We start from the raw sequence: 25,943 nt of genomic DNA on the forward strand, positions 1-25,943 counted from the left end.
AATCACACATGAATGTATTGAGACAAATCATAAAATGTCAAATCAAAAAATCCGTGTTATTTACATTACCGAAAATCATGGGAGCAACGAAGACAAAATCATCAATGATATTGTTATCAAAATCTTATCCTAGCTATTTTTAAATGCCTTACTTTCTAAATAAAATCACATGAAAATATTTTATGCTATTCAGGCAACGGGCAATGGTCACATCAGCAGAGCGATACAATTATATCCTTATCTGCAAAAATTTGGTGAAGTTGATTTTTTTATGAGTGGCAACAATGCTAGTCTGGATATCAATTTACCAATAAAATTCAAAAGCGAGGGTTGCAGCCTGCATTATAGTAAATGTGGTGGTTTGAATTACTGGGATATTGCCAGAAACATCAAACCAAAACAAATATATAAAGACGCAAATGCTTTACCACTTAAAAACTATGGCGTGGTCATCAATGATTTTGATTCGATTACTTCTTTGGCTTGCAAATTACAAAAGGTACATTCAATTCAATTCGGTCATCAAGCAAGTTTTATATCCCCTTTGACTCCCAGACCTGAAAAAAAGAGCATTATGGGCGAAATGATTCTGAAACATTATGCTCCTTCTCCACAATATATTGGATTGCATTTTGACAAATACGATTCCTTTATACTTCCTCCAATTATTAAAGATGAAATCAAAAATGCCATACCAAAAAACAAAGGCCATATTACCGTTTATCTACCTTCTTTTCAAAAGGATTGTTTAGAAAAAGCATTCAACAAACTTCCTAACTTTCATTTTCATTGGTTTTTGAATGATGTGCAAACCAAACATACAATAAAAAACGTTACTTATTTCCCCGTTAATCAAGAGTACTTCAATAAAAGCCTCATCAATTGCGAAGGAATTATTACCGGCGGAGGATTTGAAACGCCTGCTGAGGCATTGTATTTAGAAAAAAAAATACTTTCGATTCCCATTCGGAAACATTATGAACAAGAATGCAATGCAGCTGCGCTCAAAAAAATGGGCGTTCCTGTTCTTTATGATGTTGGAGATGATTTTTATTTAATAATAGGGAGTTGGCTTGATTCTGCTATAAAATACCCGAAGATACAAGCCAATAACATCCCTGAAACCTTGCAGTTTTTATTTGACACCTATAATAGCAAATAACACCAAAGCAAAAGGTACTCTTTTCAGAACACCTTTTTATATAAAGTTTTTAAATGTTAGTCATTCAACATTTTCCACAATTTGTCTTTCAATTCTGTTAAGCCTTGCTGAGCAACAGATGAAATAAACATGTAAGGAATGTCTTTGAAAGCAATGTCTAATTCTACTTTTAGCTCAGCTTTTAACTCATCATCAAGCATATCGCATTTTGAAATAACCAACAAACGCTCTTTGTCAAGCATTTCCGGATTGTATTTTGTCAATTCGTTTACCAAAATATCATATTCCGCTTTGATATCTGGAGTATCAACAGGAACTAGAAAAAGTAACGTTGAATTACGTTCAATATGACGTAGAAAATAATGTCCTAATCCTTTTCCTTCAGCCGCGCCTTCAATAATCCCAGGAATATCTGCAATTACAAAAGATTGAAAATCTCTGTATGCTACAATTCCAAGATTTGGTTTTAAGGTTGTAAAAGGATAATCTGCAATTTTGGGTTTAGCAGAAGTCAATACTGACAATAGCGTTGATTTTCCTGCATTAGGAAAACCTACTAAACCAACATCAGCCAACACTTTTAATTCTAAAATCACATCCATCTCTGAACCAGGTAAACCCGGTTGAGAATACCTAGGTGTTTGATTGGTTGAACTTCTAAAATGCCAGTTTCCTAAACCACCTTTTCCACCACGAGAAAGTATTTGCTTTTCACCATCTTCGGTAATTTCAAATAATATCTCTCCAGTTTCTTTATCTTTTACTACTGTTCCTAAAGGGACTTCGATGAATTTATCATCTCCGTCAGCACCTGTGCTTCTGTCACCACTACCATCTCCACCATTCCCGGCTTTGATGTGTCGGGCAAATTTAAGGTGAAACAATGTCCAAAGACCTTTGTTACCAACTAAAAAAACATGCCCACCACGACCACCATCACCACCATCAGGACCACCTTTTTCAATAAATTTTTCTCTATGCAAATGCGTAGATCCTTTTCCTCCTTTTCCGGAAGAAACATATATTTTAACGTAATCTACAAAATTCCCTTCAGTCATTTTTTTTAATTTCAGATTTCAGATTTCGGATTTCAGATTGAAAAAATTCAAAAAGCTATCAGTCTCCTGCTCTCTATTTTTATTATTAATTATTTAAGTGCTTTCACCATCACTTTATCAATCTTCACGCCATCCATATCAATGACTTCCAACTCAAATTTTTGCCAAATTAATTTTTCCCCTTGTTTAGGGATGTGAGACAGTTCCGTCATTATTAATCCACTCACCGTAGTTACTTCATAATCATTGATTAATTCATCTAATTCAAAGTAAGTCAAGAAATCATGCAACGAATAATGCCCGTCAACTAACCATGTTCCATCTTCTCTTTCTATTAGTTGAAAATCATCTTTATAAAAATCAGATGCATCACCAACTAAAGCTTCCAGAATATCATTCAGAGTAATTACACCTTGAAAAACACCATACTCATCAGAAACAAATGCGTAATGAATACCTGTTTTTTTGAATCTCTCTAAGGCTACATAAGCAGTAGTTTGCTCCATCATAAAAGGAGCTTCGGTCATTATATCTGCCAAATTGAAGTTTTTATTTTCAAAATGAGCGAAAATATTTTTAAGATTAACGACTCCAACAATATCATCATAATTTTCACCGTAAACCGGATAAATAGAATGTAATTCTTTGAGCATGAATTCCTTGACCTGCTCTTTATCCGCATGTAAAGGTAAAAAAACCACCGACTTCCTGTGCGTCATCAATGAGTTTATTTTTCTGTCTCCAATATGAAAAACACGCTCTACAATATCTTGTTCTATTTCCTGTACTTCTCCTCCTTCTGTTCCTTCTTTGATAATGGCCTTTATTTCTTCTTCGGTTACTTTACCGTCAGCGGTAGGTTTTATTTGCAAAATATTCAATAAGAAATCTGTTGAATGCGTTAGCATCCAAATAAATGGCGCGGTAACTATCGAGACTATTTTCATAGGCCATGCTACAGCTTTGGCGATAGATTCCGGGTGATTCAACCCTATACGTTTAGGTAATAATTCCCCCAATACTAAGGAGAAAAAGGTCAAAATAACGACAACTAAACCTACAGCAACGGGGTGTGCATAAGGCGTCAATAATTCAAATCCTTTTATAAAGGCTTCAACATCTTTGGTTATTTTATCTCCACTATAAATACCCGTAAGTATTCCTATCAAGGTGATTCCTATTTGTACCGTTGACAAAAATTTGTTTGGCGAATTGGCCAAATCCAATGCGATTTTAGCACTTTTGTTTCCTTTTTTTGCCGCAGTCTCTAATCTGTTCTTTCGTGCTGAAATCAATGCGATTTCTGACATAGAGAAAACCCCATTTAATAGTATTAGAAAAAATATAATTAGTATTTCCAATTTTTTAGTTGATTCGTTTTTTATTTAAAATCTGAGTTCTGAGTTTTACTTTCTGAAATCTCCAATCTGGATTTTAGCCCAGATGGTAATGAAAAGCCCGGAGTTAAAAAAGTTAATTTTTCTTGTCAAAAAAGAGCGCCCATAGGAAGCTCCTTTTATGACTTAGAAAAATAGATTTTTTTAACGAGGACTTGTAATGTAGAGCTGGAATTGCTCCTATAAATTATCAATCACGTTACTTACTCTTTCGGTAATTTCAGCAATGGAACCTATTCCATTTACTGCGTGAAATTTCCCTTGCTCCTGATAATAATTCATTAAAGGAGCTGTTTTCTCATTGTATTCTTGGTAGCGATTTCTGATTTTTTCTTCATCTTGATCGTCAATTCTACCACTTGTTTTTCCTCTTTCCAATAAACGTTTTACTAAAATCTCATCATCAGCTTCAAGTGCAATTGTCGCTGCAACTTGAGAACCTATTGATGTTAGAAATGCGTCTAAAGCTTCGGCTTGCGAAATTGTTCTTGGATATCCGTCAAACAAAATTCCGTTTGTATCCGGATGTTTATTTACCTCATCAATAAGCATTTTTGTAGTTAATTCATCTGGCACTAAATCCCCAGCATCCATAAATACTCTTGCTTGTTTACCTAATTCTGTATCGTTTTTTAAATTAAAACGAAATACATCACCAGTAGATATATGTGTTAATTTATATTTTTCTTTCAAAAACTCAGCTTGAGTTCCTTTACCAGCTCCTGGTTTTCCAAATAAAACAATGTTAGTCATGTTGTTGTGTAATTATACTTTTAGTTTATATACTTCTGGCAAATTTCTTCCTAATCCATTGTAGTCTAAGCCGTAACCTACAATAAATTTATTTGGAATTCTAATCCCAACGTAATCTATTTTGATGTCTTTTGTGTAGGCTTCGGGTTTAAAGAAAAGTGTCGCTATTTTGAAATGTTTTACATTTTGTTTTTTGAATAATGCTTTCAATTCTACTAAAGTATTCCCGGTATCTACAATATCTTCTATTATAATAACGGAGCGCCCGGTCAAATCCTGATTCAGCCCTATTAATTGTTTCACTTCGTTTGTTGAAGAAGTTCCTTCGTAAGATGCCATTTTTATGAAACAGACTTCACATGGTTTTTTATATTGTTTCATAAAATCAGAAACCACCATAAAAGCGCCATTCAATACCCCAACAAATACTGGTGTTTCATCAGCAAAATCGTCTTCTACTTGTGCCACCATTTTTGCGATGGCAAATTCAATTTCTTTAGCAGAAATAAACGGAACAAATTGTTTATCGTGAAGTTGTATCATTTTTTGATGTTTAAAATAATGCGCAAAGATACAGAATTCGGATTTGACAATTGATACTTGATCCTAAATTTGTATTTTTAAATCAAATTATAAGAGAGATGGCTTCTGAATTACAAAAAAACCTTGATTCCCTTAAAGCTTACAGAGAAACCCGACTAAAAATAGCACACCATATTTTAGATAATCCGAATTTTCTTGACGAATTAATTACAATTTGTTTTACTGTTTCTGATAAAAATTCGCATAAAGCTTGCTGGGTATTAGAGTTTGTTTCTTACGAAAAACTGAAATGGCTACAACCGTACATGGATTTTTATTGCGAAAACATTGGGAAACTAAAAGACGAAAGCGCGATCCGACCGATGGCGAAAGTTTGTCAGCTTCTGGTGACTTCTCATTTTAAAAACAAAGAAATACAACTTTCAGAAAATCATCTGCAAAAAATTACGGAAACCTGCTTTGACTGGTTAATAAACGATACTAAAGTAGCTTCAAAATGTTATTCTATCCGAGCCTTATACGTATTAGGTAAGCATTTTGATTGGATCCATCCTGAATTACAAATTATTCTTGAACAAAATTATGCAAATCATTCGGCAGCCTATAAAGCAGTAGCGCGAGAAATTTTGAAGAAAATAAAATGGCATTAATTATCCCTTCTCTCCAATTTAAACAACTTGGGTAACTGTTCAAAAAAAAGAGGCTGCCTATATAAATAGACAACCCCTTCTGTTTTTAAATTAGGCTGACAAAATAAAGACTGTTTCAAAAGTGTTTTTTGATAGTCTTATTAAAACTTAAAGCGAATAAAAAATTCATTAGTGTTTTTTGCACTTGCCAATTCTGTTCTGGTACTTACCTCATAGGCATAACCTACCATCATGCGTTTGCTTATTGTGAAATCAACTATGCCTGCAAAGGCTTCATCAGTTCGATACATAGCTCCAATTTCAAAATTATTTTGAATCTGAATCATCGAGTTAATATCAATAGAGACTGGCGCGCCATTAACATATCTTAGCATAAATGAAGGCTTTAACACCAAAGACGCATCTGAATTCAAGTTAAAATCATATCCCCCACTCAGGTAAATATGGGGTCTGTCAGTTGCTACAGAAGCATATCCATCATCATTTTTAGCTCTTTCTGTATTTAATATTCTGGGAACAGAAAGCGAAACAAAGAATTTTTCATTTTTTAACAAAGCACCTACACCCACATTGGGATTAAAATGATTTATAGATTCCAAGGCAGGATCAGATTGCGACAAATAAGTTTGAAGTCCCGATGTATTTACATCGTAAAAATTACCTCCCGCTTTAAGCCCCAAGTATAAGTCCATGGTCTCATCCATTTTTAACTTATACGAAAAATCAATTCCTAACATGGTTTGTTTCTCGATAAATGTTTTATCGCTAACCATAGAAATCCCTAATCCTAAATTACTTCCAACATTTGCACCAAAAGAAACTGCCTGAGATTCTGGCGCATCCTTAATTCCTGTCCATTGTCTTCGAAACGAACCCGTAACAACCGTTTCACCATCTACTCCCGCATAAGCTGGGTTTATCATATTCATATGATACCTGTACATGGTAAAAGTACTTTCCTGCTGAGCAAAAAGGGCACTACTTAAAAGTAGTAGTGCTCCTGCCAATATGTTTTTAACTATTTTCATGTCTTTCGTTTCTTATTTTACGACTATCTGTTTATGTATATCCAACCTTCTTTATCTACTGTACCATCTCCTTCAAAATCGATTTGATAATAATACGAACTTCCTTCAGGTAACGACTGGTTATTGTTTTTGCTATGACCATCCCAATCATTTTGGTAGTTTCTGGCCGAAAACACCTCAGTTCCCCAACGATTGAAAACGCGTACTATTGAGTTTGGATGATTTTCGATATTGTAAATAACCCAGGTATCATTAACACCATCTCCGTTTGGAGTCATTGCCTCTGCTACATTAACCTCGATCAAATCACAAAGATCCCCCAGACCATCGTGATCACGATCTTCCTGATTGGGATTGTAAGTCATCGGACAGTTATCTGTCGTGTCTAGAATTCCATCATTGTCATCATCATCATCACAAACATCCCCAAGAATATCTTGGTCATTATCCGCTTGATTCGCATTCGCTATTAAAGAACAGTTGTCATTACCATCTAATACTCCATCATTGTCGTCATCATCATCACAATTGTCTTTGATTCCATCTGAATCATTGTCGCCAAATGTATTAACAACCGTTACCACCGCAGAAGCCGTTGCTACATTACCGTTGACATCTCTTACAGTCAGAATAACCGTATTGGCTCCAACATTCGAACAATTGAATGTAAGCTTGCTTAAACTGATTGAAGCAATTCCGCAATTATCAGTTGACCCATTATTTATTTGAGCCGCCGTTATCGATGCATTTCCAGAAGCATCCAGTTGAACCGGGATGTTTTTTGTCAAAACAATTGGAGCAACTTTATCTTCAATAGTTACCGTCGCTGTTTGAGTAGCAACATTTCCGTTAACATCTGTAACTTTCAAAGTAACCGTATTGGCTCCGACATTCGCACAAGTAAATACATTAGGCAAAACACTTAAAGTAGCTATTCCGCAAGCGTCAGTCGATCCATTGTTTATTTGAGCTCCTGTTATCGATGCATTTCCTGTAGCATTAAGTTGAACTGTGATGTTTTTTGTAATCACTGTTGGCAGAGCATTATCAACCACTATTACAGTTTGAATTACTGCTACCGCATCATTTCCATTACTATCACTTGTATTCCATTTAATAGTTGTGGTTCCAACCGGATAAACCGCATTCAATGCCAATGCATCGCTTCGAACGCCTGTTGGTGCGCTTACAGTACAATTATCTGTCGCTGATGCAGAAACAACTACGCTTGCTCCGCAAACATTTAAATCAGCAGTTATATTTTTATTGCCGTTAGAAGTAATCACCGGAAGTTGATTATCCGTTACGATAACGGTTTGGACAACTTCAACCGCTGCATTACTGTTAACATCTGATACATTCCATCTAATAGTTGTGCTTCCAACCGGATAAACCGCATCCAATGCCAATGCATCGCTTCGAACGCCTGTTGGTACATCTACAGAACAATTATCTGTGGCTGATGCAGAAACAACTATGCTTGCTCCGCAAACATTTAAATCAGCAGTTACATTTTTAACGCCGTTAGAAACAATCACAGGAAGTTGATTATCCGTTACGATAACTGTTTGGACAACTTCATCTGCATCATTTCCATTAATATCACTTGTATTCCAAGTAATCGTTGTGGTTCCCACTGGATAAACTGCATTCAATGCCAATGCATCGCTTCGAACTCCTGTTGGTACATCTACATTACAATTATCTGTAGCTGAAGCCGAAACAACTACAATTGCTCCGCAAACATCTATATCTACATCTACATTTTTATCGCTATTGAAAACAATAACAGGAAGTTGATTGTCTGTTACAACTATTGTTTGAGTTACTTCTCCAGCATCATTGTTGTTAGCATCTGCTACATTCCAAGCAATTGTTGTTGTTCCTACTGGGTAAACTGCGTCCAGTGTCAATGCATCGCTTCGAACGCCTATTGGTGTATCTACCGTGCAATTATCTGTGGCTGATGCCGAAACAACTACAGTTGCTCCGCAAACATTGAAATCAGCAGTTACAGTTTTATCTCCATTAGAAGTAATTACCGGGATTTGATTATCTGTAACAGTAACAGTGAATGATTGTGAGGCATTTCCACATGGATTGCTTGCACTAATTGTAACTGTAGTCACACCTAAGTTCAATATACTCCCAGAACCTGTTCCTTGTCCATTGTCAGTAGTCGCACCAGAGAACGAATAAGTCACGTTTGGTGCAGGAGCACCCGTAACATTAGCAATATAAGCTGTAGTTGCAGAGCAATTATTGCTATCAGCATTTATAACCATGTTAGAAGGTGCAGTCAAAGCAGCAGCAACGCAGGTAATTTCAGCCGTTACACTAAAAGTAATTCTAGCATTATCACAATCATTACTGATTATAGTCACAGCAGCACTATAACTAGTAATATTTGGAGCATTAAAAATTAAATCAAAATTTGCTGAAGAATTTGCTGCTACCGATGTTGGCGCTCCAAATATACTAAAGTATTGATTATCAACTCCACTGATTAAAATTTGCGATACATCCAATGCATTAGTACCAGCATTACTTATTGTAAACGTCTTAACATTATTAACATTCGGGAATACATTACCGTAATCACTCGAACTACTATTTGAAATTGGTGCAGCACCTTCAGTTATTCCAATTACAGGAGCTCCGTTTGAAACTACAGTTGTTGAAGATTGAGCAGAACATCCGAACAAATCGATGACTCTGACACTATAATTACCAGTTGTAGTGGTAGTATAAATTTGCTGAGTAGCATTTGCTATATCAACCCCATCTTTCATCCATTGATAGGTAGATGATTGAGAAGCTGTCAAGTTTGCTGTACCACTGCATAAATAAACTCTATTTCCTTCAAGTATATTAACAGTTGGGTTTTCGTTAACTGTTACCACCGTAGGAAGTGAAGTTCCAGAACAGCCACCGGCATTTGTAACATCTACAGTATAAGCACCTGTTACTGTTGCTGTATAATTCTGACTGTTTGCTCCATTAATGGCAACGCTATTGTTATACCATTGATAAGAATCTCCGGGATTCGCTAAAAGAGGGATAATCTCACCTTGACAAACAGTGGTTTGGCCCGAAACAATAATTGCCGCAGGCTGCACATTAACTATTGCATTGGCCGTAGATTCATTCCCAGCATTATCTCTTACAGTAAGGGTCACTGGGTTTTCACCAATATTCGCACATGTAAACAAAGTTTGAGAAAGTGTTCTAGTATCAATTCCACAAGCATCAGAAGAACCGTTATCCACTTGAGCTGCAGTAACAGTCACTGTTCCATTTGGAGCCAATGCTACAACCACATTTTGAGCAGTTGCTGTTGGCGGTGTATCATCTACCTGTGAACTTACGTTTCTATGAAACAAAATACGATTAGAACTTATTCCAGAAGTAGCAATATCTGGCACAAAATCACCATCTAAATCACCAATAACAATACCCGAAACTTCTGCTTGAGCGCTGGATGTATAATCAACTCTTGTAGCAAAGGTTGGAGCTCCTGGGCCCGTAGTAGTATTCTTGTAAACTGAGAACACGTTAATTGACAAAGATTTAGTCACAATATCAGCATATCCATCACCATCCACATCACCTACTCCAATTCTGTAGTTACCAGTTGGAGATGGTAGGTTGACAGTTGGTGCGAAAACGATATCACCGACAGTAGAAATATTTCTCCATAAAGCAACATTAGTTGCTCCACTATAATTACAAGATGTAAAATCTATTTTACCATCTTTATCAAAATCAGCAATCTGAGCTCTATAAGGATAGGTACCAAAACCATCCGCAGGATTAGAATCAGAAGCCCAGTATTCAGGTGCTTCAAAAGAGGGAGTCGTACTTCCAACAGAAGTAGTATTTCTAATGGAAACAGCTCTGTTTGAACCACCTTGAGACGCGATAAAATCCGTTTTACCATCTCCATCAATATCTGCTACTTGAATACCGGTACAAAATCCCACATTAGCACAAATTTGGGCAGGCCCGAATGAAATATTACCTGGCCCTGTGCTTGTATTAAACGCAATAGTCACATTGGATCCATTTCCGCCAATGATATCAATTTTACCATCGTTGTTAAAATCCCCTGCAGCAATTTGGTAAGAACTCACTGCTGGATGAGCTTGTGCAGGTGCCATTGACACATTACCTAGTGTGCTTGTGTTCCTATTGACATAGCTGGTAGAAAGTAAATCTTTATAGCCATCACCATCAAAGTCGGCAGCATAAATACTCTGACCTCCTCCCGCATTGATATTCTGAGCAGTAAAGCTAAGCACGCCTGGTGTAGAGTTGTTAATAGCAATTGATAAACCACCACCATTGCTTGATGACACCACTTCAGGTTTCCCATCAAGATCTAAATCCTGTGATAACATGTTATATGCTCCATAACTAATAGGTAAACTATAAGGCAAACTATTATAGGTTAAAGGTTCCAAAGGAGTTGGACAAAATATACCATTAAAAGCAACGTTAGAATAAGCCGTAAGATTACAATGGTTTGTAACTGAAATTGGAGCAGTAGAGACTCCAGCAGGAACAACAACTTCCAGCTTTCCAAATGTGGCACTGACAACAGTGGCTTTCGTAGATCCGAAATACACCTTATTATTAGTGATCGTATTAGAATCAAAATTTGCACCAAAAATTGTAACTATACTTCCAATAAACCCAGTATTTGGCGAAAAACTATTGATTACAGGTACAGTATTACACGATTGCGCATAAGATTGTGCACTTGCTCCCAAGCATACAATGATTAATAAGATTGAAATTATTTTTTTCATGATCCTGTATTATAAATGATCGAAATTTTCATTGTAGAGGCATCTATTCCCTCTGGCACATCAAACCTTAGATTGGCATGATCCTCTGAATCGCAGGACGCGATAAACATATCTCCGATTTTTGTTTCGAAAAGAGCAATTTCCATCTGAGCCTCATTACCGGCTGCATCTTTCAAAGCAAGCTTAAATCCAACTTTTGGATAAGTCCCTCCTTCGTTAAAGGCATTCATAATGACTTTTGCTTTTGATGTTGGGCTGCACTTTACCACAGCATATGAAACATCAAAATAAAATTTTGCTTCTTCAAGCTGGGTCCAATTTTGGATATACTTTGGTTCTGTTTGATTTGACTGAGCATTGATTGTATTATAAAAAACACAAAAAGCGCTCATAATGAAGAGTAATTTTAATTTCATATGGTTTGTTTTAGAATTATTTTGGGACAAAAATAAAAGAAAAAAAAGCGAAAGAATAGCCCATTAGGACATATCGACAGCCCATTAAGACTGGTTGTTGTTTTTCTAAAGAAAGAATAGATTAAATTCAATTTTATACTTATTAAGATAATGAAAATCAATAATTTATATTATTACAGTTAAAGCTAAAATTTTAAAAAAAATAATAACAAAACTCAAAAAATAGTCCAAAAAAAGGCATTACACCGCTTCTTTTACTTCTGAAAAAAGTCGCGTTTCAGACGGAAGTTTACCAAAGCGTTTTTTAAAATTGGCGGCAAATTTACTACCGCATTCATGACCCGTCACGGCTGCAATATCTTGAATTGGAATATCAGAATTTTGAATCAATTGCATCGCCAGCAACATGTTTTTTTCTTTGTGGTATTTCAACATAGAAAACCCAAACACCGTTTTGAAATCAGACTTCAATTTTGTGGGTGAAATCTCTACATGAGCGGCAATACTCTCGATGCCTAAGAACGGAAGATGCAAATGGTGCAAAATCATTTTCTCTGCCTTGGCAACATTATAGTAATCTAAATTGCTTAACGAAACATTATCTAAAATGCGATTATCTTCAAAAGAATTATCAAAAAATGCAGCAATCAATTTCATACACTGTTTTTTTAAATCAACAATATTAAACGAATCCTCACTTTCGGTTTCTAAAATTTTTGATATTTTTTTGGCCAAACCGTGCGCTTTTGGAGCGATGTCTAACCAGGTATAAAATCCTTTTTCAGTATTTAAAAAATCTTTTATTGCCTCTTTTTGAGGAAAATTTTTAGACGTAAGATTTTTATCAGCCCATTCTTTACTAATGGCAATATTAAAAAACGTCCCTGTTGTACCCTTATAAAAATAGGTAGCCACTTCGGTTCCGGGTTTGTAAAAAGTCCAACACGTACTTAGAAGCGTGATGTCATTTGAATTTTTAAAAGGATATTTATATTCAAATACAGAAAATGACAGGAAATAATAATCCCTTAATTGATTTTCATCATAAACTGCTTTAGCGATGATATTTTCTTTGATGTTTATATCTGTTGCCAAAAACCAAAAACCGTCTTCCATTTCACGATAGCGCATTACCCCTTTACAGAAAGCATTGTTCAAATAAATGGATTGTTGTAAAGTTTTATGATGGGTTACCGGTAATTTTACTAAACTATCCAACAAGGCTTGTGGTGAATTGGACAAATAGGGTAATTCAAGAAAGCCATCCTTCAGAAGAAATAGGTATTTTTGAATGTGTTTAGGCCAATTATTTAAGGTCATGCATATAACGATTTAGTTATTTTAAAAATCAAATCAAATGTAAATTATTTATCAATATAAAACCTACACATTAAAAGTTAATCACAATAAAATCAAAAACTTAGCAAACTAACTTAGACATGTCTTTAATTCCAGTCTTCAAGATCGAAACAGCAACAAATATTTTTCTTGCTGTTTTTTAATTGGTTTCCAATTTTAAATTTATTTTAAAATCCAGCTTTAACAAATACAATAAGTAACAATCGACTTATTTCACTCTATAACTGGCTCAAATCAGTCTGCTAAACTAAAGGTAAATTAACAACCTAAAGCAGGTAAAAATACCTGTTTATCCATTAATCCATAAAATAGATACGAATATATCATTATTACCTTCAAATTTGAAAAACACCACTAACCAACTCAAATCAACAAACAATAAATTGACATTTGTTTTTTATCAATTATCTTTGCACAAATTACTACACAATGAATTATTTTTCTACTGATTTTAAATTGGGAATTCTCGGCGGAGGACAACTGGGCAAAATGCTGTTGTTTGACACCCGAAAATTCGACATACAAACTTATGTTCTTGATCCAAGTGATGAAGCACCATGTAAAATAGCCTGCAATCAATTCTTCAAAGGCGATTTAATGGATTTTGAAACGGTTTACAATTTTGGTAAAAAAGTTGATGTTCTAACTTTCGAAATCGAATTGGTAAATCTTGAAGCTTTAGTAAAACTAGAGGACGAAGGAGTAAAAGTATATCCTTCCCCTAAAACTTTGAAACTCATTCAAAATAAAGGAATACAGAAAGATTTTTATATTCAACATGCCATTCCAACAGCTAATTACAAGCGATTTAAAAATCTAAAAAGTCTAATTGTTGACATCTTGGATTCTAAAACAAAACTTCCGTTTGTATGGAAATGTACGGAATTTGGTTATGACGGGAATGGCGTTAAAGTTATTCGACAAATCTCAGATCTAGACAATTTAGCCAATGTAGAATGTATTGCTGAAGAAATGGTTCCGTTCAAAAATGAATTGGCCGTCATCGTTTGTCGCAATCCATCAGGAGAAATAAAAACCTATCCTGTCGTAGAAATGGAGTTTCATCCGGAAGCCAACCAAGTCGAATATGTGATCTGTCCGGCTCGAATTGATGATAATATAGCTGAAAAAGCAAGAGCAATCGCCCTGAATGTTTCCGAAAAATTCAATCACGTAGGACTTTTAGCAGTCGAAATGTTTCAAACCGAAGACGATGAAATCCTCGTGAACGAAGTCGCTCCACGCCCGCACAATTCAGGACATTATTCCATAGAAGCCAGTTATACTTCGCAATTTGAGAATCATTTGCGAGCGATTCTTAATTTACCTTTGGGAAATACTGACAGTAAAGTAGCTGGAATTATGGTTAATCTCTCGGGCGAAGAAGGTTATTCCGGAGATGTAGTGTATCAAAATATTGAAAAAATATTAGGCTGGAATGGTGTTACACCTCACATTTATGGCAAAAAACAGACCCGCCCTTTTAGAAAAATGGGACATGTAACTATAGTAAATCAAAACATCAACGAAGCGCGAAGAATTGCCGAGGATGTAAAGAATACGATAAGAGTAATCAGTTAATTGAAAAATTAAAGGATTGAAAAATTCAGAACACCAACAAAATTGAGTTTCTCAAAAAATCTTTAAATACTTAAATCTTTAAATAAAAAATAATGAAAGTAGCCGTAATCATGGGAAGCATTTCTGACATGCCCGTAATGCAAGAAGCCATAGACATCCTAAAAGCATTCGATATAGAAATAGAAGTCGATATTGTATCGGCACACAGAACACCCGAAAAATTATTTGATTTCAGCAAAAATGCGCACACTCGTGGCATTTCGGTAATTATTGCCGGTGCTGGCGGTGCTGCACATTTACCAGGAATGGTTGCTTCGATGTCTCCATTACCGGTTATTGGGGTTCCTGTAAAATCCAGTAATTCAATCGATGGCTGGGATAGTGTTTTATCTATTCTACAAATGCCAGGCGGAGTTCCTGTAGCAACAGTAGCTTTAAATGGCTCCAAAAATGCGGGGATTCTTGCCGCTCAAATCATAGGAAGCCACGACAAAAGTGTGATGGAAAAGATAATTAAATATAAAACAGGATTGAAAGAAGCCGTTAATATTGCTTCAGAAAGTCTAAAAAAATAAAAAAAAGCTCCATTATGGAGCTTTTTATTTAAAATCTTGAATTATTTACTCAACATCTACTGCTATTTCTAAAATTCCTTCAAATTCCGAAGCAATTATATCATCTTTATTTAACCAATATTCCGAAGTTGTAATCGTATAATTAAGATTATCGGTAGTTGTTAAATCCCACAAAACATCCTCCGCTTCTGGAAAAGGAGCATTTTCATTCATCGCATTATCAAACAGTCTTTTAATAAGATTACTACTTGACAAGCCATTACTTAATAATTTCAGTACATTCTCTTTGGTCAACTGCATCTCATTTTCACTTTCTAATGGTGTCATACTACACTCGATAATTGTTGCTTTTGCATTCGGAAATTTACCATTATAGGCTTTAAAAAGCAATTGATTGATATGAAATAAAGTCGAATGCAAACCTATCTCCGGATATTCTTCACACACTTTATCCAAAAACATATCGTTTGATAATTGTTGGATTTGTCCTTCGTTTAAATGTTCTGACAACTTATATTCTAATACGATCACGGCAGCCTCTTTGGGTTCAAAATCACTTATTGCCATAAAAAGCAGCTCTTTTAAACTGGAAGCATCCGCATCAGAAGCATCTGGATAATCGAATTTTTCAAGCAGTTTAATGTAGTCATCATTTGTCCAATACGCTTCAATTTGGTCAACTATATTGACTCTATTTATTATAATTTGATAATTCATGTTTTCTTTGAATATTTATTTCTTTTTTTGATTTGCTTCTTCAGAAACCAATCTTTTTTTACAATTTAGGGCTTTATTTCTGCGAAACGAAATAAATAACATTTAAATAACACAATCAACAGCGCCATTTTGGAGCAAATCAATTGCTTTATCAACTTCATTTTTTTTATTAAATCCGTACATTTGTTATCTTTAAACATCGAATTATTTTTATTAAAAAACACAAATGAGCATCTTAACCCACCATTTCAATACAAAGTACAATACTGCGCCTTTTTCGAAAATTAAAAACGAAGATTTTCTTCCTGCTTTTCAAAAAGGGATCAAATTAGCAAAATCCGAAATCGATGCTATTGTACGAAATCCTATACTACCCACTTTCGAAAACACCATTGAAGCATTAGCATTCAGCGGAGATGTTTTGGATCGAATTTCAAGCATCTTTTTCAACTTGAATTCAGCGGAAACAAATGACGAAATTCAAAAAATCGCTCAGGAAGTTTCTCCTTTATTATCTGAATTTGGAAATGATGTTCGTCTTAACCCTGATTTATTTGCTAGAGTGAAAACGGTTTATGAGGAACGAGAAAAACTGAATCTAAATCCGGAGCAAACTACGCTTTTAGACAAAAAATATAAAAGTTTTTCCAGAAACGGAGCCAATTTGCCGGAAGATAAAAAAAATCAATTACGAGAAATCGACAAAGAATTATCGAAATTGAGTTTACAGTTTGGCGAAAATGTATTGGCCGAAACGCAAGCCTATCAATTGCATATTACGAATGAATCCGATTTAGCCGGTTTACCGGAAGGAACTATCGAAGCCGCTCATTCTTTGGCTAAAAGCCAAGAAAAAGAAGGTTGGATTTTTACCTTGGATTATCCAAGTTATGTTCCGTTTGTGACGTATGCTGATAATCGCGAATTGCGCAAGAAAATGGCAATTGCTTTTGGTGCCAAAGGCTTTCAAAACAATGAATTTGACAATCAGGAAATCGTGCTGAAAATTGCAAAATTACGTTTTGACAGAGCACAAGTTTTAGGTTATACTACTCACGCTCATTTTGTTCTTGAAGAAAGAATGGCAGAAAGTCCGGAGAAAGTAAAAACATTTTCGAATGATTTATTGGAAAAAGCGAAACCGGCAGCTTTGAAAGAATTTGCACAATTGACCGCTTTTGCCAAAGAATTACACGGAATCGAACAACTCGAGAAATGGGACAGTGCGTATTACTCCGAAAAACTGAAACAACAATTATTCAATTTGGATGATGAAATATTAAAACCTTATTTCCAATTAGAAAAAGTTTTGGACGGTGCTTTTGCAGTAGCGCAAAAATTATACGGAATCACTTTCGAAGAAATTTTCGAAGTCGATAAATACCATGAAGAAGTAAAAACGTACGCAGTAAAAGATGAAAACGACCAACTGGTTGCTGTTTTCTATGCTGATTTCTTTCCAAGAAAAGGCAAACGCAACGGCGCTTGGATGACGTCTTTTAAATCACAATACATCAAAAAAGGGATTAACGAAAGACCGCATATTTCAATTGTATGTAATTTCACGAAACCAACCGAAACAAAACCATCTTTATTAACATTTAACGAAGTCACGACTTTGTTTCATGAATTTGGTCACGCGTTGCACGGGATGTTAGCTAACACCATGTATCCAAGTTTATCCGGAACTTCTGTGTATTGGGATTTTGTGGAATTACCAAGTCAGATTCTGGAAAACTGGTGTTACGAGCCAGAAGCTTTGGCATTGTTCGCATATCATTACCAAACTGGCGAAATGATTCCAATGGAATTAGTGCATAAAATCAAGGAAAGCGCGAGTTTTCAAGAAGGAATGGCAACGATGCGTCAATTGAGTTTTGGATTGTTGGACATGGGTTGGCACGCACAAGATCCATCAAACATTGCAGCCATCAAAGCTTTTGAAACCGAACAATTTGCAGCAACACAATTGTATCCTGATGTAAAAGAAAATGCGATGAGCACTTCTTTCTCCCATATTTTTCAAGGTGGCTATTCTTCTGGTTATTACAGTTATAAATGGGCAGAAGTTCTCGATGCAGATGCTTTCGAATATTTTCAGGAAAAAGGTATTTTCAATAAAGAAGTAGCCACAAAATTTAAAGAAAATGTGCTTTCTAAAGGCGGAACAGAACATCCGATGATTTTATACAAACGCTTTAGAGGACAAGAACCAAAACCGGAAGCACTATTGAGAAGAGCAGGATTGGTCTAGATTATTGGATAATACGACTTTTAGATCATAGAAACCGGAGTGAAAGCTTCGGTTTTTTTAAAATATTTTCATTTATTTCTAAAAATAAATATCCGTGTATTAGGAATTAAAATGTTTTTTATAGTAATTTTGAAGAAGTAAACATTTGATTACAAGCACAGTACTTTGGAAACAAAACACAAAAACACTTTATTTTTATCAAGAATTTAAAGGCAACTTCTTTTTCTGTCAGTTCCAAAATTATCATTAAAGACAAACTAAAAATCTAAATATGATGACAACTATAAAGGTATTAACAAAAATAAACGCCCCAATACAAACTGTTTTTGATTTATCCAGAAATGTTGATACACATCAAAAATCTGCTAATTTCACAAAAGAAACTGCCATTGACGGAATAACTTCCGGGTTAATCAACTACACTGAAACGGTGACTTGGCGGGGCAAACATTTTGGCATTTATCTGAATCATAAAAGCCGAATCACTGCAATGATCTTATATGACTATTTTGTTGATGAAATGGAAGAAGGAAAATTCAAATCATTCCGACATGAACATCTATTTAATGAAGAAGATGGTATTACCATAATGAAGGATAAATTATATTATGAAGTGCCTTATGGATTTTTTGGAAAATTATTTGATTTACTGTTTTTAAAAAATCATTTGATAAATTTTATTATCGAAAGAAATAAAACACTGAAAGCTCTATCAGAAAATGAGAAGCAATAACCACCAAACAATCGGAACACTTTCCGCCCAAAAAGAAGTGTAATATTTAGTTCGTTTTTCATTCGCAAAAAACAGAAAAAAGGCAGTAGTTATAGCAATGGCAAAAATCAATAGTAATTCCAATAGAAAGAATTGAAAATTGACATTACTATTTGAATTGAAAAATTCTAGTGTACAAAAAATAATTAATAAAAAATACCCCAAAATCTTAGTACGCTTTACTCCTATCTGTTGCGGAACAGTTTGCAAATTGGGGTCATCATGTGCTAAATCAATAATCTCAAATATCAATACCAATACAAAAATCAAGATAAAGCGTTGCATGCATTTTAAATAGAAATCAGAAGTAATTGAAATGTGTGCATTCAGAACTGGCAAAACCAACGTCACTCCTACCCAACACAAAGCCACAATATAAATTTTTACACCGGCCCAATTTCTGGCATTCTTCTTATTTGGAAAAAAGGGAAGTGTATACAACAACGTAATACTCAAAAAAACAATCGCTACGATTTGCGTTATTCGTTCCAGCAGAAAAAAATAATAGACAACAAAAAGAAGGGAACAGAAACTAAACAAAGCAATCGCTTTTAGCTCCTTACGCATTTCAATTTCTTTTGCTCGAGCCAAAGCATCGTATTTCACAAAATTATATCCTACAATTGTTCCAAAAAAAGCAAAGTTGGCTATTGATTCATCAAAAGAAATGTGGAACATATGTTGCGTCATTCTCACCAAGGCATAACACGATAAACCCACGTGAATACTGCTATTAATATAAAAATCAAATATAAGTTTCAAAAATCTCATTGTACAAAATTAATCAAAGTGTTAACAAGAATGGTTTTTAGTTGAAAAATTCACAGAAAATCAAGTTAAAAAAGTCTTTTAATAGCAGATTAATATTTATTTTTACAGCCTTTTAAAACAAGAAACACACAACCCATTTTATATATAATGAAAACAGACGCTTTTGCATTAAGACACATTGGCCCAAGAGAGAATGATCTAGAACACATGTTGAAGACAATTGGGGCAGCAACACTTGACCAATTGATCCAAGAAACTATCCCAAGTGATATTCGTTTAAAATCTGATTTGGACTTGGAACCTGCTATGACTGAATATGAGTTTGCAAATCACATCCAGAAATTAGGGAATAAAAATAAAGTTTTTCAATCGTACATTGGTTTAGGCTACAATGCAGCAATTATTCCTGCGGTAATCCAAAGAAATGTATTTGAAAACCCAGGATGGTACACTGCTTACACACCGTATCAAGCCGAAATTGCACAAGGTCGTTTAGAAGCGATTTTGAATTTCCAAACGATGGTTATCGAATTAACCGGAATGGAAATCGCAAATGCATCTTTATTAGACGAAGGAACTGCCGCTGCTGAAGCAATGGCATTATTATTCGACGTAAGAACTCGCGATCAAAAGAAAAACAACATCAATAAATTCTTTGTTTCTGAAGAAATATTACCACAAACTTTATCGGTTTTACAAACACGTTCTACTCCAATCGGGGTTGAATTAGTATTTGGAAATCATGAAACATTCGATTTTTCATCGGAATATTTTGGAGCAATCCTTCAATATCCAGGAAAATTTGGACAAGTTCACGATTATACCGCTTTTATCGCTAAAGCAGCTACAAACGAAATAAAAGTAGCTGTTGCCGCTGATATTTTAAGTTTGGCAAAATTGACTCCTCCGGGAGAAATGGGCGCTGCAGTAGTTTTAGGAACAACACAACGTTTCGGAATTCCGTTAGGTTATGGTGGTCCACACGCGGCTTATTTTGCTACAAAAGAAGAGTACAAAAGAAGTATGCCTGGAAGAATCATCGGTGTAACTGTTGATACTGATGGAAACCGTGCCTTGCGTATGGCATTACAAACCCGCGAGCAACACATTAAACGTGATAAAGCAACTTCAAATATTTGTACCGCACAAGTTTTATTGTCAGTTATGGCAGGAATGTATGCCGTTTATCATGGTCCAAAAGGATTGCAATATATTGCCGATAAAGTTCATGCTTCGGCAGCAACATTGGCAAATGAATTAGAAAAATTAGGCTTACAACAAACCAATACTGCTTTCTTTGACACAATTGTTGTTACCGCTGATGCCAAAAAAGTAAAAGCAATCGCCGAACAAAATGAAGTTAACTTTTATTACATCGACGAAAATACCGTTTCAATTTCCTTAAACGAAACAACAAGTATTACCGATTTAAATAAAATCGTTGCTGTTTTCGCTTCCGCAAAAGGCACTCAGGCAACTACAATTGAGAGTTTATCAGAAACCAATCATTTCCCAGAAAACATAAACAGAACATCAACCTTCTTGCAACATGATGTTTTCAATAAACACCATTCAGAAACCGCTTTGATGCGTTACATCAAAATGTTGGAAAGAAAAGATTTAGCATTGAATCATTCGATGATTTCATTAGGTTCTTGTACGATGAAACTGAATGCCGCTTCAGAAATGTTGCCTTTGAGCATGCCACAATGGAATAACATTCACCCGTTTGCACCACTTGATCAAGCGCAAGGATACCAAGAAATGTTGGCTAAATTAGAACAACAATTAAATGTTATTACCGGTTTTGCCGGAACAACATTGCAACCTAACTCTGGTGCTCAAGGTGAATATGCGGGATTAATGGTAATTCGTGCGTACCACCAATCAAGAGGAGATCACCATAGAAACATTGCTTTAATTCCATCATCAGCGCACGGTACGAATCCAGCTTCGGCGGCGATGGCCGGGATGAAAGTTGTGGTAACTAAAACATTGGAAAACGGAAATATTGACGTTGAAGATTTACGCGAAAAAGCAATTCTTCACAAAGACAATCTTTCTTGTTTGATGGTAACCTATCCTTCAACTCACGGTGTTTTTGAAAGCGCGATCAAAGAAATCACACAACTGATCCACGATAACGGTGGGCAAGTCTATATGGATGGTGCCAACATGAACGCTCAAGTAGGATTAACAAATCCTGCAACTATTGGTGCTGACGTATGTCACTTGAACTTACACAAAACATTCGCTATTCCTCATGGAGGTGGAGGACCTGGTGTAGGACCAATCTGTGTAGCACCACAATTAGTACCATTTTTACCTACAAATCCTATAATTCCAACAGGAGGAGAAAACGCCATCACGGCTATTTCTGCTGCACCTTGGGGTTCTGCTTTGGTGTGTTTGATATCGTATGGTTACATCTGTATGCTTGGCGCTGAAGGTGTAAAAAAATCTACTCAATATGCCATTTTAAATGCGAACTACATTAAAGAGAAATTAAACGGTCATTATGATACGTTGTATTCTGGAGAAATGGGCCGTGCAGCACACGAAATGATTTTGGAATGCCGTCCATTTAAAGAAAAAGGAATTGAAGTAACCGATATTGCAAAACGTTTAATGGATTATGGTTTTCATGCTCCAACCGTTTCGTTTCCAGTTGCCGGAACTTTAATGGTTGAACCTACAGAAAGTGAAAACTTAGAAGAATTAGATCGTTTTTGCGACGCCATGATTGCTATCAGAAAAGAAATTGAAGCCGCCACTTTAGACAATCCAAATAATGTGTTGAAAAATGCTCCACATACTTTGATGATGGTTACTACAGATAGCTGGAATTTTCCATATACTCGTGAACAAGCAGCTTTTCCATTAGAATACATTGCCGAAAATAAATTCTGGCCTACCGTTCGTAGAGCTGATGAAGCCTATGGTGATAGAAACTTAGTTTGTTCTTGCGCGCCAATTGAAGCGTACATGGAAAACTAATTTTTTAATATTTTAAAAAAATGTCTCGAGAAATCGGGACATTTTTTATACCTGTAATCTTTATAAAGTCAAACAAATAATTCAAACAAACCCTTAAATATCGATTTTACAAGTTGCAACAATTAAGAAATAAATATCGCATCATTTTTTGCAATTTGCAATAAAATAATCAATATTTTTGCCAATAAATTATTATTTCATAATTATATGCATGCATAGTAAATTTTGTGAGTGTACTAATTTATTTATCATTAAATTAGCCTGAATTTTTGGAAAAACAACCCGATGAAAATAAAAATAACTGGAATAGGAAGTTATATTCCTGAGAAAAAAGTAAGCAATACTGACTTTAGTGAACATGTTTTTTTGAATGAAGACGGTACAGCTTTTGGTTACCCTAATGAAGTAGTCATTAATAAATTTAAAGGAATAACTGGCATAGAACACAGACGTTATGCCGAAGACCAATACACCTCTTCTGATTTAGCTTTTTTTGCTTCTCAAAAAGCAATAGAAAATGCAGGAATTGACCCGGAAACAATTGACTATATCATTTTTGCTCACAACTTTGGCGATGTAAAATGCGGAACAAATCAATCTGATATGATTCCAAGCTTAGCCACCCGTGTAAAAAATAAATTACAAATAAAAAATCCAAAATGCGTAGCCTACGATATTCTTTTTGGATGTCCGGGTTGGATTGAAGGCGTACTTCAAGCCAATGCTTTCATCAAATCTGGCATGGCAAAACGATGTCTGGTAATTGGTGCCGAAACCCTTTCGAGAGTAGTTGACGCCCATGACAGGGATTCCATGATTTATTCGGATGGCGCTGGCGCTTCTATCATTGAAGCTTCCGATGATGAAACCGGAATGTTAGCCTACGAAAGTGCTACTTACGCTCATGACGAGGCAAATTACTTGTTTTTTGGAAAATCATACAACCCTGATTTAGATCCAGACATTCGTTACATAAAAATGTATGGACGTAAGATTTATGAATTTGCATTAAGCCAAGTTCCTGCAGCAATGAAAAGTTGTTTAGACAAAAGCGGAATAGGCATTGATGACGTGAAAAAAATCCTTATCCATCAAGCCAATGAAAAAATGGACGAAGCTATAATTCAACGTTTTTACAAATTACACGACAGACCTGTACCAAAAGACATCATGCCCATGAGCATACATGAACTTGGAAATAGCAGTGTGGCAACCGTTCCAACTCTTTTTGACTTGTTAATTCGCGGAGAAATTGAAAACCAATCCATACAAAAAGGCGACGTTCTAATCTTTGCATCCGTTGGTGCAGGAATGAACATCAACGCATTTGTTTACAGATATTAAAATTGTGAGAAACGCAACAATCAGGAGCTAATCCGGCTGTACACTACAATTCCTCACTACAAAACTTGTTTTTATAAGGTGCAAGAAAGCTTCTTTTAGTCGCTTTTTGCACCTTGAAAAACTACATTTTGAAGCTCCGGGATTTTCATTCCCATCCGGGCTAAAAAACAATGCCCAAAAACACATTTATTACTATATTTGTGCCTTCGTGTCCTAGCGGCAAAATCAAAAAAACATGTACGAAAAAACGTTTCCCAATAAAAGATTCAAACATACTTTAGAATTTCTAAAAAAACACGTCTCAACTTCAGAGACCATATTAGATTTAGGCGTTGAAAATCCTTTCTCTAAAATAATGAAGTCCGAAGGATTTACTGTTACAAATACAACAGGAGAAGACTTAGACAAAGACCAATCCGTATTTTCAACAGAAAAAAAAGATGTAGTAACCGCCTTCGAAATCTTTGAACATTTACTAAATCCTTACACGATTTTAAGCGAAATAAAATCGGATAAACTTTTTATATCTATCCCAATGCGTTTGTGGTTTTCACCAGCCTATAGAAGCAAAACCGACTTGTGGGACAGACATTATCATGAATTTGAAGATTGGCAACTGGACTGGCTATTGGAAAAAACAGGTTGGAAAATAATCGACCGTCAAAAATGGACCAATCCAGTAAAGAAATTTGGTTTACGTCCCTTATTAAGAAAGTTCACCAACAGATATTACATCGTTTACGCTGAAAAATCAAATAGATTTAAGATTGTAGATTAACGATTTCTGATTTTTGATTTTAGATTAACGTCTTACAACAAATTGTTAATCTAAAATTTAAACTCTAAAATCTAAAATTTTTTAAATGAATTATTATATTGTTATTCCAGCTCATAACGAAGAAGCTTTCATTGCTTTAACTCTAGATTCTTTAATTTCTCAAACTGTTCTACCTAAAAAAGTAGTGATTGTCAATGACAATTCTACGGATAAAACAGCCGAAATAGTTACGGCTTACGCCAAAGAAAATCCGTTTATCTCATTGGTAAATAAAACTTCAAGCGCGCTGCATTTACCGGGAAGCAAAGTCATTCAGGCTTTTCACAAAGGTTTCGAAACACTGGACGAAGAATATGACGTAATCGTAAAACTGGATGCCGACTTAATTTTACCCAACAACTATTTCGAGACTATTTTAAATATTTTCGAAAAAGATGCAACAATAGGAATCGCTGGCGGATTTGCCTACATTGAAAAAAATGGAGAATGGATTCTGGAAAACCTAACGGATAAAGACCATATTCGTGGTGCATTCAAAGCCTATAGAAAAGCATGTTTTCAACAAATAGGGAATTTAAAACCTGCTATGGGTTGGGATACCGTTGATGAATTATTGTCAAAATTTTACGGATGGAAAGTCGTTACGGACGCTTCATTAATTGTAAAACATTTGAAACCAACTGGAGCAAATTACAACAAAACGGCCCGCTATAAACAGGGAGAAGCCTTTTACACTTTAGGTTACGGATTTTTAATTACTTCCATAGCTTCGGCAAAACTGGCGATGATGAAAAAGAAACCGTTACTCTTTTTAGATTACATCAAAGGTTTTTGGAAAGCTAAAGCTGCAAAAACACCGTTATTGGTTACCGAAGAACAAGCTAAATTCATTCGCAAGTATCGTTTGAAGAAAATGAAAGAAAAAATTTTCTAACGAAAACTACGAACACATAACTTATAACTCATAACTATTTTTG

At 35.2% G+C, this 25,943-nt stretch carries 20 protein-coding genes; 10 read left to right on the plus strand and 10 right to left on the minus strand.

Going from position 1 to position 25,943, the window contains the following annotated elements; translation table 11 throughout:
• Nucleotides 1-169: 169 nt before the first annotated feature.
• Complete coding sequence (locus E0I61_RS08655) at nt 170-1,162, plus strand: glycosyltransferase family protein (protein ID WP_132070710.1); 993 nt, start codon at nt 170-172, stop codon at nt 1,160-1,162.
• Between the two features lie 56 nt (nt 1,163-1,218).
• On the opposite strand, the gene obgE is transcribed toward E0I61_RS08655, so the two are convergent.
• The 4 genes from obgE to hpt form a co-directional block, all read right to left on the minus strand.
• Nucleotides 1,219-2,220: a GTPase ObgE gene (gene obgE / locus E0I61_RS08660; protein WP_131995855.1), complete on the minus strand. Its 1,002-nt coding sequence runs from the start codon at nt 2,218-2,220 to the stop codon at nt 1,219-1,221.
• Nucleotides 2,221-2,309: 89 nt separating this feature from the next.
• Nucleotides 2,310-3,581, minus strand: a complete 1,272-nt coding sequence (locus E0I61_RS08665; protein ID WP_131995858.1) for a hemolysin family protein — start codon at nt 3,579-3,581, stop codon at nt 2,310-2,312.
• A 216-nt stretch (nt 3,582-3,797) separates the two neighbouring features.
• A complete protein-coding gene (locus E0I61_RS16445; protein WP_132070712.1) occupies nt 3,798-4,370 on the minus strand; it encodes an adenylate kinase in 573 nt (190 codons plus the stop codon).
• A gap of 12 nt (nt 4,371-4,382) precedes the next feature.
• Nucleotides 4,383-4,913: a hypoxanthine phosphoribosyltransferase gene (gene hpt, locus E0I61_RS16450; protein ID WP_132070714.1), complete on the minus strand. Its 531-nt coding sequence runs from the start codon at nt 4,911-4,913 to the stop codon at nt 4,383-4,385.
• 98 nt (nt 4,914-5,011) lie between these two features.
• Between hpt and E0I61_RS08680 the strand changes: the two genes are divergently transcribed.
• Nucleotides 5,012-5,563: a hypothetical protein gene (locus tag E0I61_RS08680; RefSeq protein WP_132070716.1), complete on the plus strand. Its 552-nt coding sequence runs from the start codon at nt 5,012-5,014 to the stop codon at nt 5,561-5,563.
• 140 nt (nt 5,564-5,703) lie between these two features.
• Here E0I61_RS08680 and E0I61_RS08685 read toward each other — a convergent pair whose 3' ends face one another.
• From E0I61_RS08685 to E0I61_RS08700, 4 genes are all read right to left on the minus strand, one after another.
• Nucleotides 5,704-6,591: a PorP/SprF family type IX secretion system membrane protein gene (locus tag E0I61_RS08685; protein WP_132070718.1), complete on the minus strand. Its 888-nt coding sequence runs from the start codon at nt 6,589-6,591 to the stop codon at nt 5,704-5,706.
• A 23-nt stretch (nt 6,592-6,614) separates the two neighbouring features.
• Complete coding sequence (locus tag E0I61_RS08690; protein ID WP_132070720.1) at nt 6,615-11,402, minus strand: T9SS type B sorting domain-containing protein; 4,788 nt, start codon at nt 11,400-11,402, stop codon at nt 6,615-6,617.
• Nucleotides 11,399-11,818 (minus strand): hypothetical protein, encoded by a 420-nt coding sequence (locus E0I61_RS08695; RefSeq protein WP_132070722.1) that lies wholly within the window; start codon nt 11,816-11,818, stop codon nt 11,399-11,401. The genes E0I61_RS08690 and E0I61_RS08695 overlap by 4 nt, the downstream gene beginning before the upstream one ends.
• Before the next feature lie 240 nt (nt 11,819-12,058).
• Nucleotides 12,059-13,138, minus strand: a complete 1,080-nt coding sequence (locus E0I61_RS08700; RefSeq protein WP_132070724.1) for a helix-turn-helix domain-containing protein — start codon at nt 13,136-13,138, stop codon at nt 12,059-12,061.
• A 468-nt stretch (nt 13,139-13,606) separates the two neighbouring features.
• Here E0I61_RS08700 and E0I61_RS08705 point away from each other — a divergent pair, with 468 nt between their 5' ends.
• Nucleotides 13,607-14,758, plus strand: coding sequence for a 5-(carboxyamino)imidazole ribonucleotide synthase (locus tag E0I61_RS08705; RefSeq protein WP_132070726.1), 1,152 nt, complete (start codon nt 13,607-13,609; stop codon nt 14,756-14,758).
• Between the two features lie 89 nt (nt 14,759-14,847).
• Nucleotides 14,848-15,333: a 5-(carboxyamino)imidazole ribonucleotide mutase gene (gene purE / locus E0I61_RS08710; RefSeq protein WP_165929453.1), complete on the plus strand. Its 486-nt coding sequence runs from the start codon at nt 14,848-14,850 to the stop codon at nt 15,331-15,333.
• Between the two features lie 45 nt (nt 15,334-15,378).
• Here the strand turns inward: purE and E0I61_RS08715 are convergent, their stop codons facing one another.
• Nucleotides 15,379-16,050 carry a hypothetical protein gene (locus E0I61_RS08715; RefSeq protein WP_132070728.1) on the minus strand — a complete coding sequence of 224 codons (672 nt, stop codon included), beginning with the start codon at nt 16,048-16,050 and terminating at the stop codon, nt 15,379-15,381.
• Nucleotides 16,051-16,276: 226 nt separating this feature from the next.
• On the opposite strand from E0I61_RS08715, the gene E0I61_RS08720 reads away from it, so the two are divergent.
• Together E0I61_RS08720 and E0I61_RS08725 are read left to right on the plus strand one after the other, a co-directional pair.
• On the plus strand, nt 16,277-18,304 hold the full coding sequence (locus tag E0I61_RS08720; RefSeq protein WP_132070730.1) for a M3 family metallopeptidase: 2,028 nt from the start codon (nt 16,277-16,279) through the stop codon (nt 18,302-18,304).
• Between the two features lie 271 nt (nt 18,305-18,575).
• Nucleotides 18,576-19,037 carry an SRPBCC family protein gene (locus E0I61_RS08725; RefSeq protein WP_235832090.1) on the plus strand — a complete coding sequence of 154 codons (462 nt, stop codon included), beginning with the start codon at nt 18,576-18,578 and terminating at the stop codon, nt 19,035-19,037.
• Here E0I61_RS08725 and E0I61_RS08730 read toward each other — a convergent pair.
• Nucleotides 19,017-19,847 carry a UbiA prenyltransferase family protein gene (locus E0I61_RS08730; RefSeq protein ID WP_132070732.1) on the minus strand — a complete coding sequence of 277 codons (831 nt, stop codon included), beginning with the start codon at nt 19,845-19,847 and terminating at the stop codon, nt 19,017-19,019. The genes E0I61_RS08725 and E0I61_RS08730 overlap by 21 nt on opposite strands.
• 147 nt (nt 19,848-19,994) lie before the next feature.
• Between E0I61_RS08730 and gcvP the strand changes: the two genes are divergently transcribed.
• The 4 genes from gcvP to E0I61_RS08750 all read left to right on the plus strand — a co-directional run bounded on the left by gcvP (nt 19,995) and on the right by E0I61_RS08750 (nt 25,900).
• Nucleotides 19,995-22,844, plus strand: coding sequence for an aminomethyl-transferring glycine dehydrogenase (gene gcvP / locus E0I61_RS08735; protein WP_132070734.1), 2,850 nt, complete (start codon nt 19,995-19,997; stop codon nt 22,842-22,844).
• A 285-nt stretch (nt 22,845-23,129) separates the two neighbouring features.
• On the plus strand, nt 23,130-24,188 hold the full coding sequence (locus E0I61_RS08740; RefSeq protein WP_131995903.1) for a 3-oxoacyl-ACP synthase III family protein: 1,059 nt from the start codon (nt 23,130-23,132) through the stop codon (nt 24,186-24,188).
• A gap of 235 nt (nt 24,189-24,423) precedes the next feature.
• Nucleotides 24,424-24,966: a class I SAM-dependent methyltransferase gene (locus E0I61_RS08745; protein ID WP_132070736.1), complete on the plus strand. Its 543-nt coding sequence runs from the start codon at nt 24,424-24,426 to the stop codon at nt 24,964-24,966.
• A gap of 85 nt (nt 24,967-25,051) precedes the next feature.
• Nucleotides 25,052-25,900: a glycosyltransferase family 2 protein gene (locus E0I61_RS08750; protein ID WP_132070738.1), complete on the plus strand. Its 849-nt coding sequence runs from the start codon at nt 25,052-25,054 to the stop codon at nt 25,898-25,900.
• Nucleotides 25,901-25,943: the final 43 nt, after the last annotated feature.

It is taken from the genome of Flavobacterium ranwuense, from assembly GCF_004349315.1.
GTDB classification, from domain to species: domain Bacteria; phylum Bacteroidota; class Bacteroidia; order Flavobacteriales; family Flavobacteriaceae; genus Flavobacterium; species Flavobacterium ranwuense.

Coding starts and splice junctions, on each gene's coding strand:
- E0I61_RS08750 (WP_132070738.1), top strand. CDS start 25,052: ATGAATTATTATATTGTTATTCCAGCTCATAACGAAGAAGCTTTCATT.
- obgE (WP_131995855.1), bottom strand. CDS start 2,220: ATGACTGAAGGGAATTTTGTAGATTACGTTAAAATATATGTTTCTTCC.
- E0I61_RS08690 (WP_132070720.1), bottom strand. CDS start 11,402: ATGAAAAAAATAATTTCAATCTTATTAATCATTGTATGCTTGGGAGCA.
- E0I61_RS16445 (WP_132070712.1), bottom strand. CDS start 4,370: ATGACTAACATTGTTTTATTTGGAAAACCAGGAGCTGGTAAAGGAACT.
- E0I61_RS08725 (WP_235832090.1), top strand. CDS start 18,576: ATGATGACAACTATAAAGGTATTAACAAAAATAAACGCCCCAATACAA.
- E0I61_RS08740 (WP_131995903.1), top strand. CDS start 23,130: ATGAAAATAAAAATAACTGGAATAGGAAGTTATATTCCTGAGAAAAAA.
- E0I61_RS08680 (WP_132070716.1), top strand. CDS start 5,012: ATGGCTTCTGAATTACAAAAAAACCTTGATTCCCTTAAAGCTTACAGA.
- E0I61_RS08730 (WP_132070732.1), bottom strand. CDS start 19,847: ATGAGATTTTTGAAACTTATATTTGATTTTTATATTAATAGCAGTATT.
- E0I61_RS08745 (WP_132070736.1), top strand. CDS start 24,424: ATGTACGAAAAAACGTTTCCCAATAAAAGATTCAAACATACTTTAGAA.
- E0I61_RS08685 (WP_132070718.1), bottom strand. CDS start 6,591: ATGAAAATAGTTAAAAACATATTGGCAGGAGCACTACTACTTTTAAGT.
- gcvP (WP_132070734.1), top strand. CDS start 19,995: ATGAAAACAGACGCTTTTGCATTAAGACACATTGGCCCAAGAGAGAAT.
- E0I61_RS08715 (WP_132070728.1), bottom strand. CDS start 16,050: ATGAATTATCAAATTATAATAAATAGAGTCAATATAGTTGACCAAATT.
- E0I61_RS08700 (WP_132070724.1), bottom strand. CDS start 13,138: ATGACCTTAAATAATTGGCCTAAACACATTCAAAAATACCTATTTCTT.
- E0I61_RS08720 (WP_132070730.1), top strand. CDS start 16,277: ATGAGCATCTTAACCCACCATTTCAATACAAAGTACAATACTGCGCCT.
- E0I61_RS08695 (WP_132070722.1), bottom strand. CDS start 11,818: ATGAAATTAAAATTACTCTTCATTATGAGCGCTTTTTGTGTTTTTTAT.
- hpt (WP_132070714.1), bottom strand. CDS start 4,913: ATGATACAACTTCACGATAAACAATTTGTTCCGTTTATTTCTGCTAAA.
- E0I61_RS08705 (WP_132070726.1), top strand. CDS start 13,607: ATGAATTATTTTTCTACTGATTTTAAATTGGGAATTCTCGGCGGAGGA.
- E0I61_RS08655 (WP_132070710.1), top strand. CDS start 170: ATGAAAATATTTTATGCTATTCAGGCAACGGGCAATGGTCACATCAGC.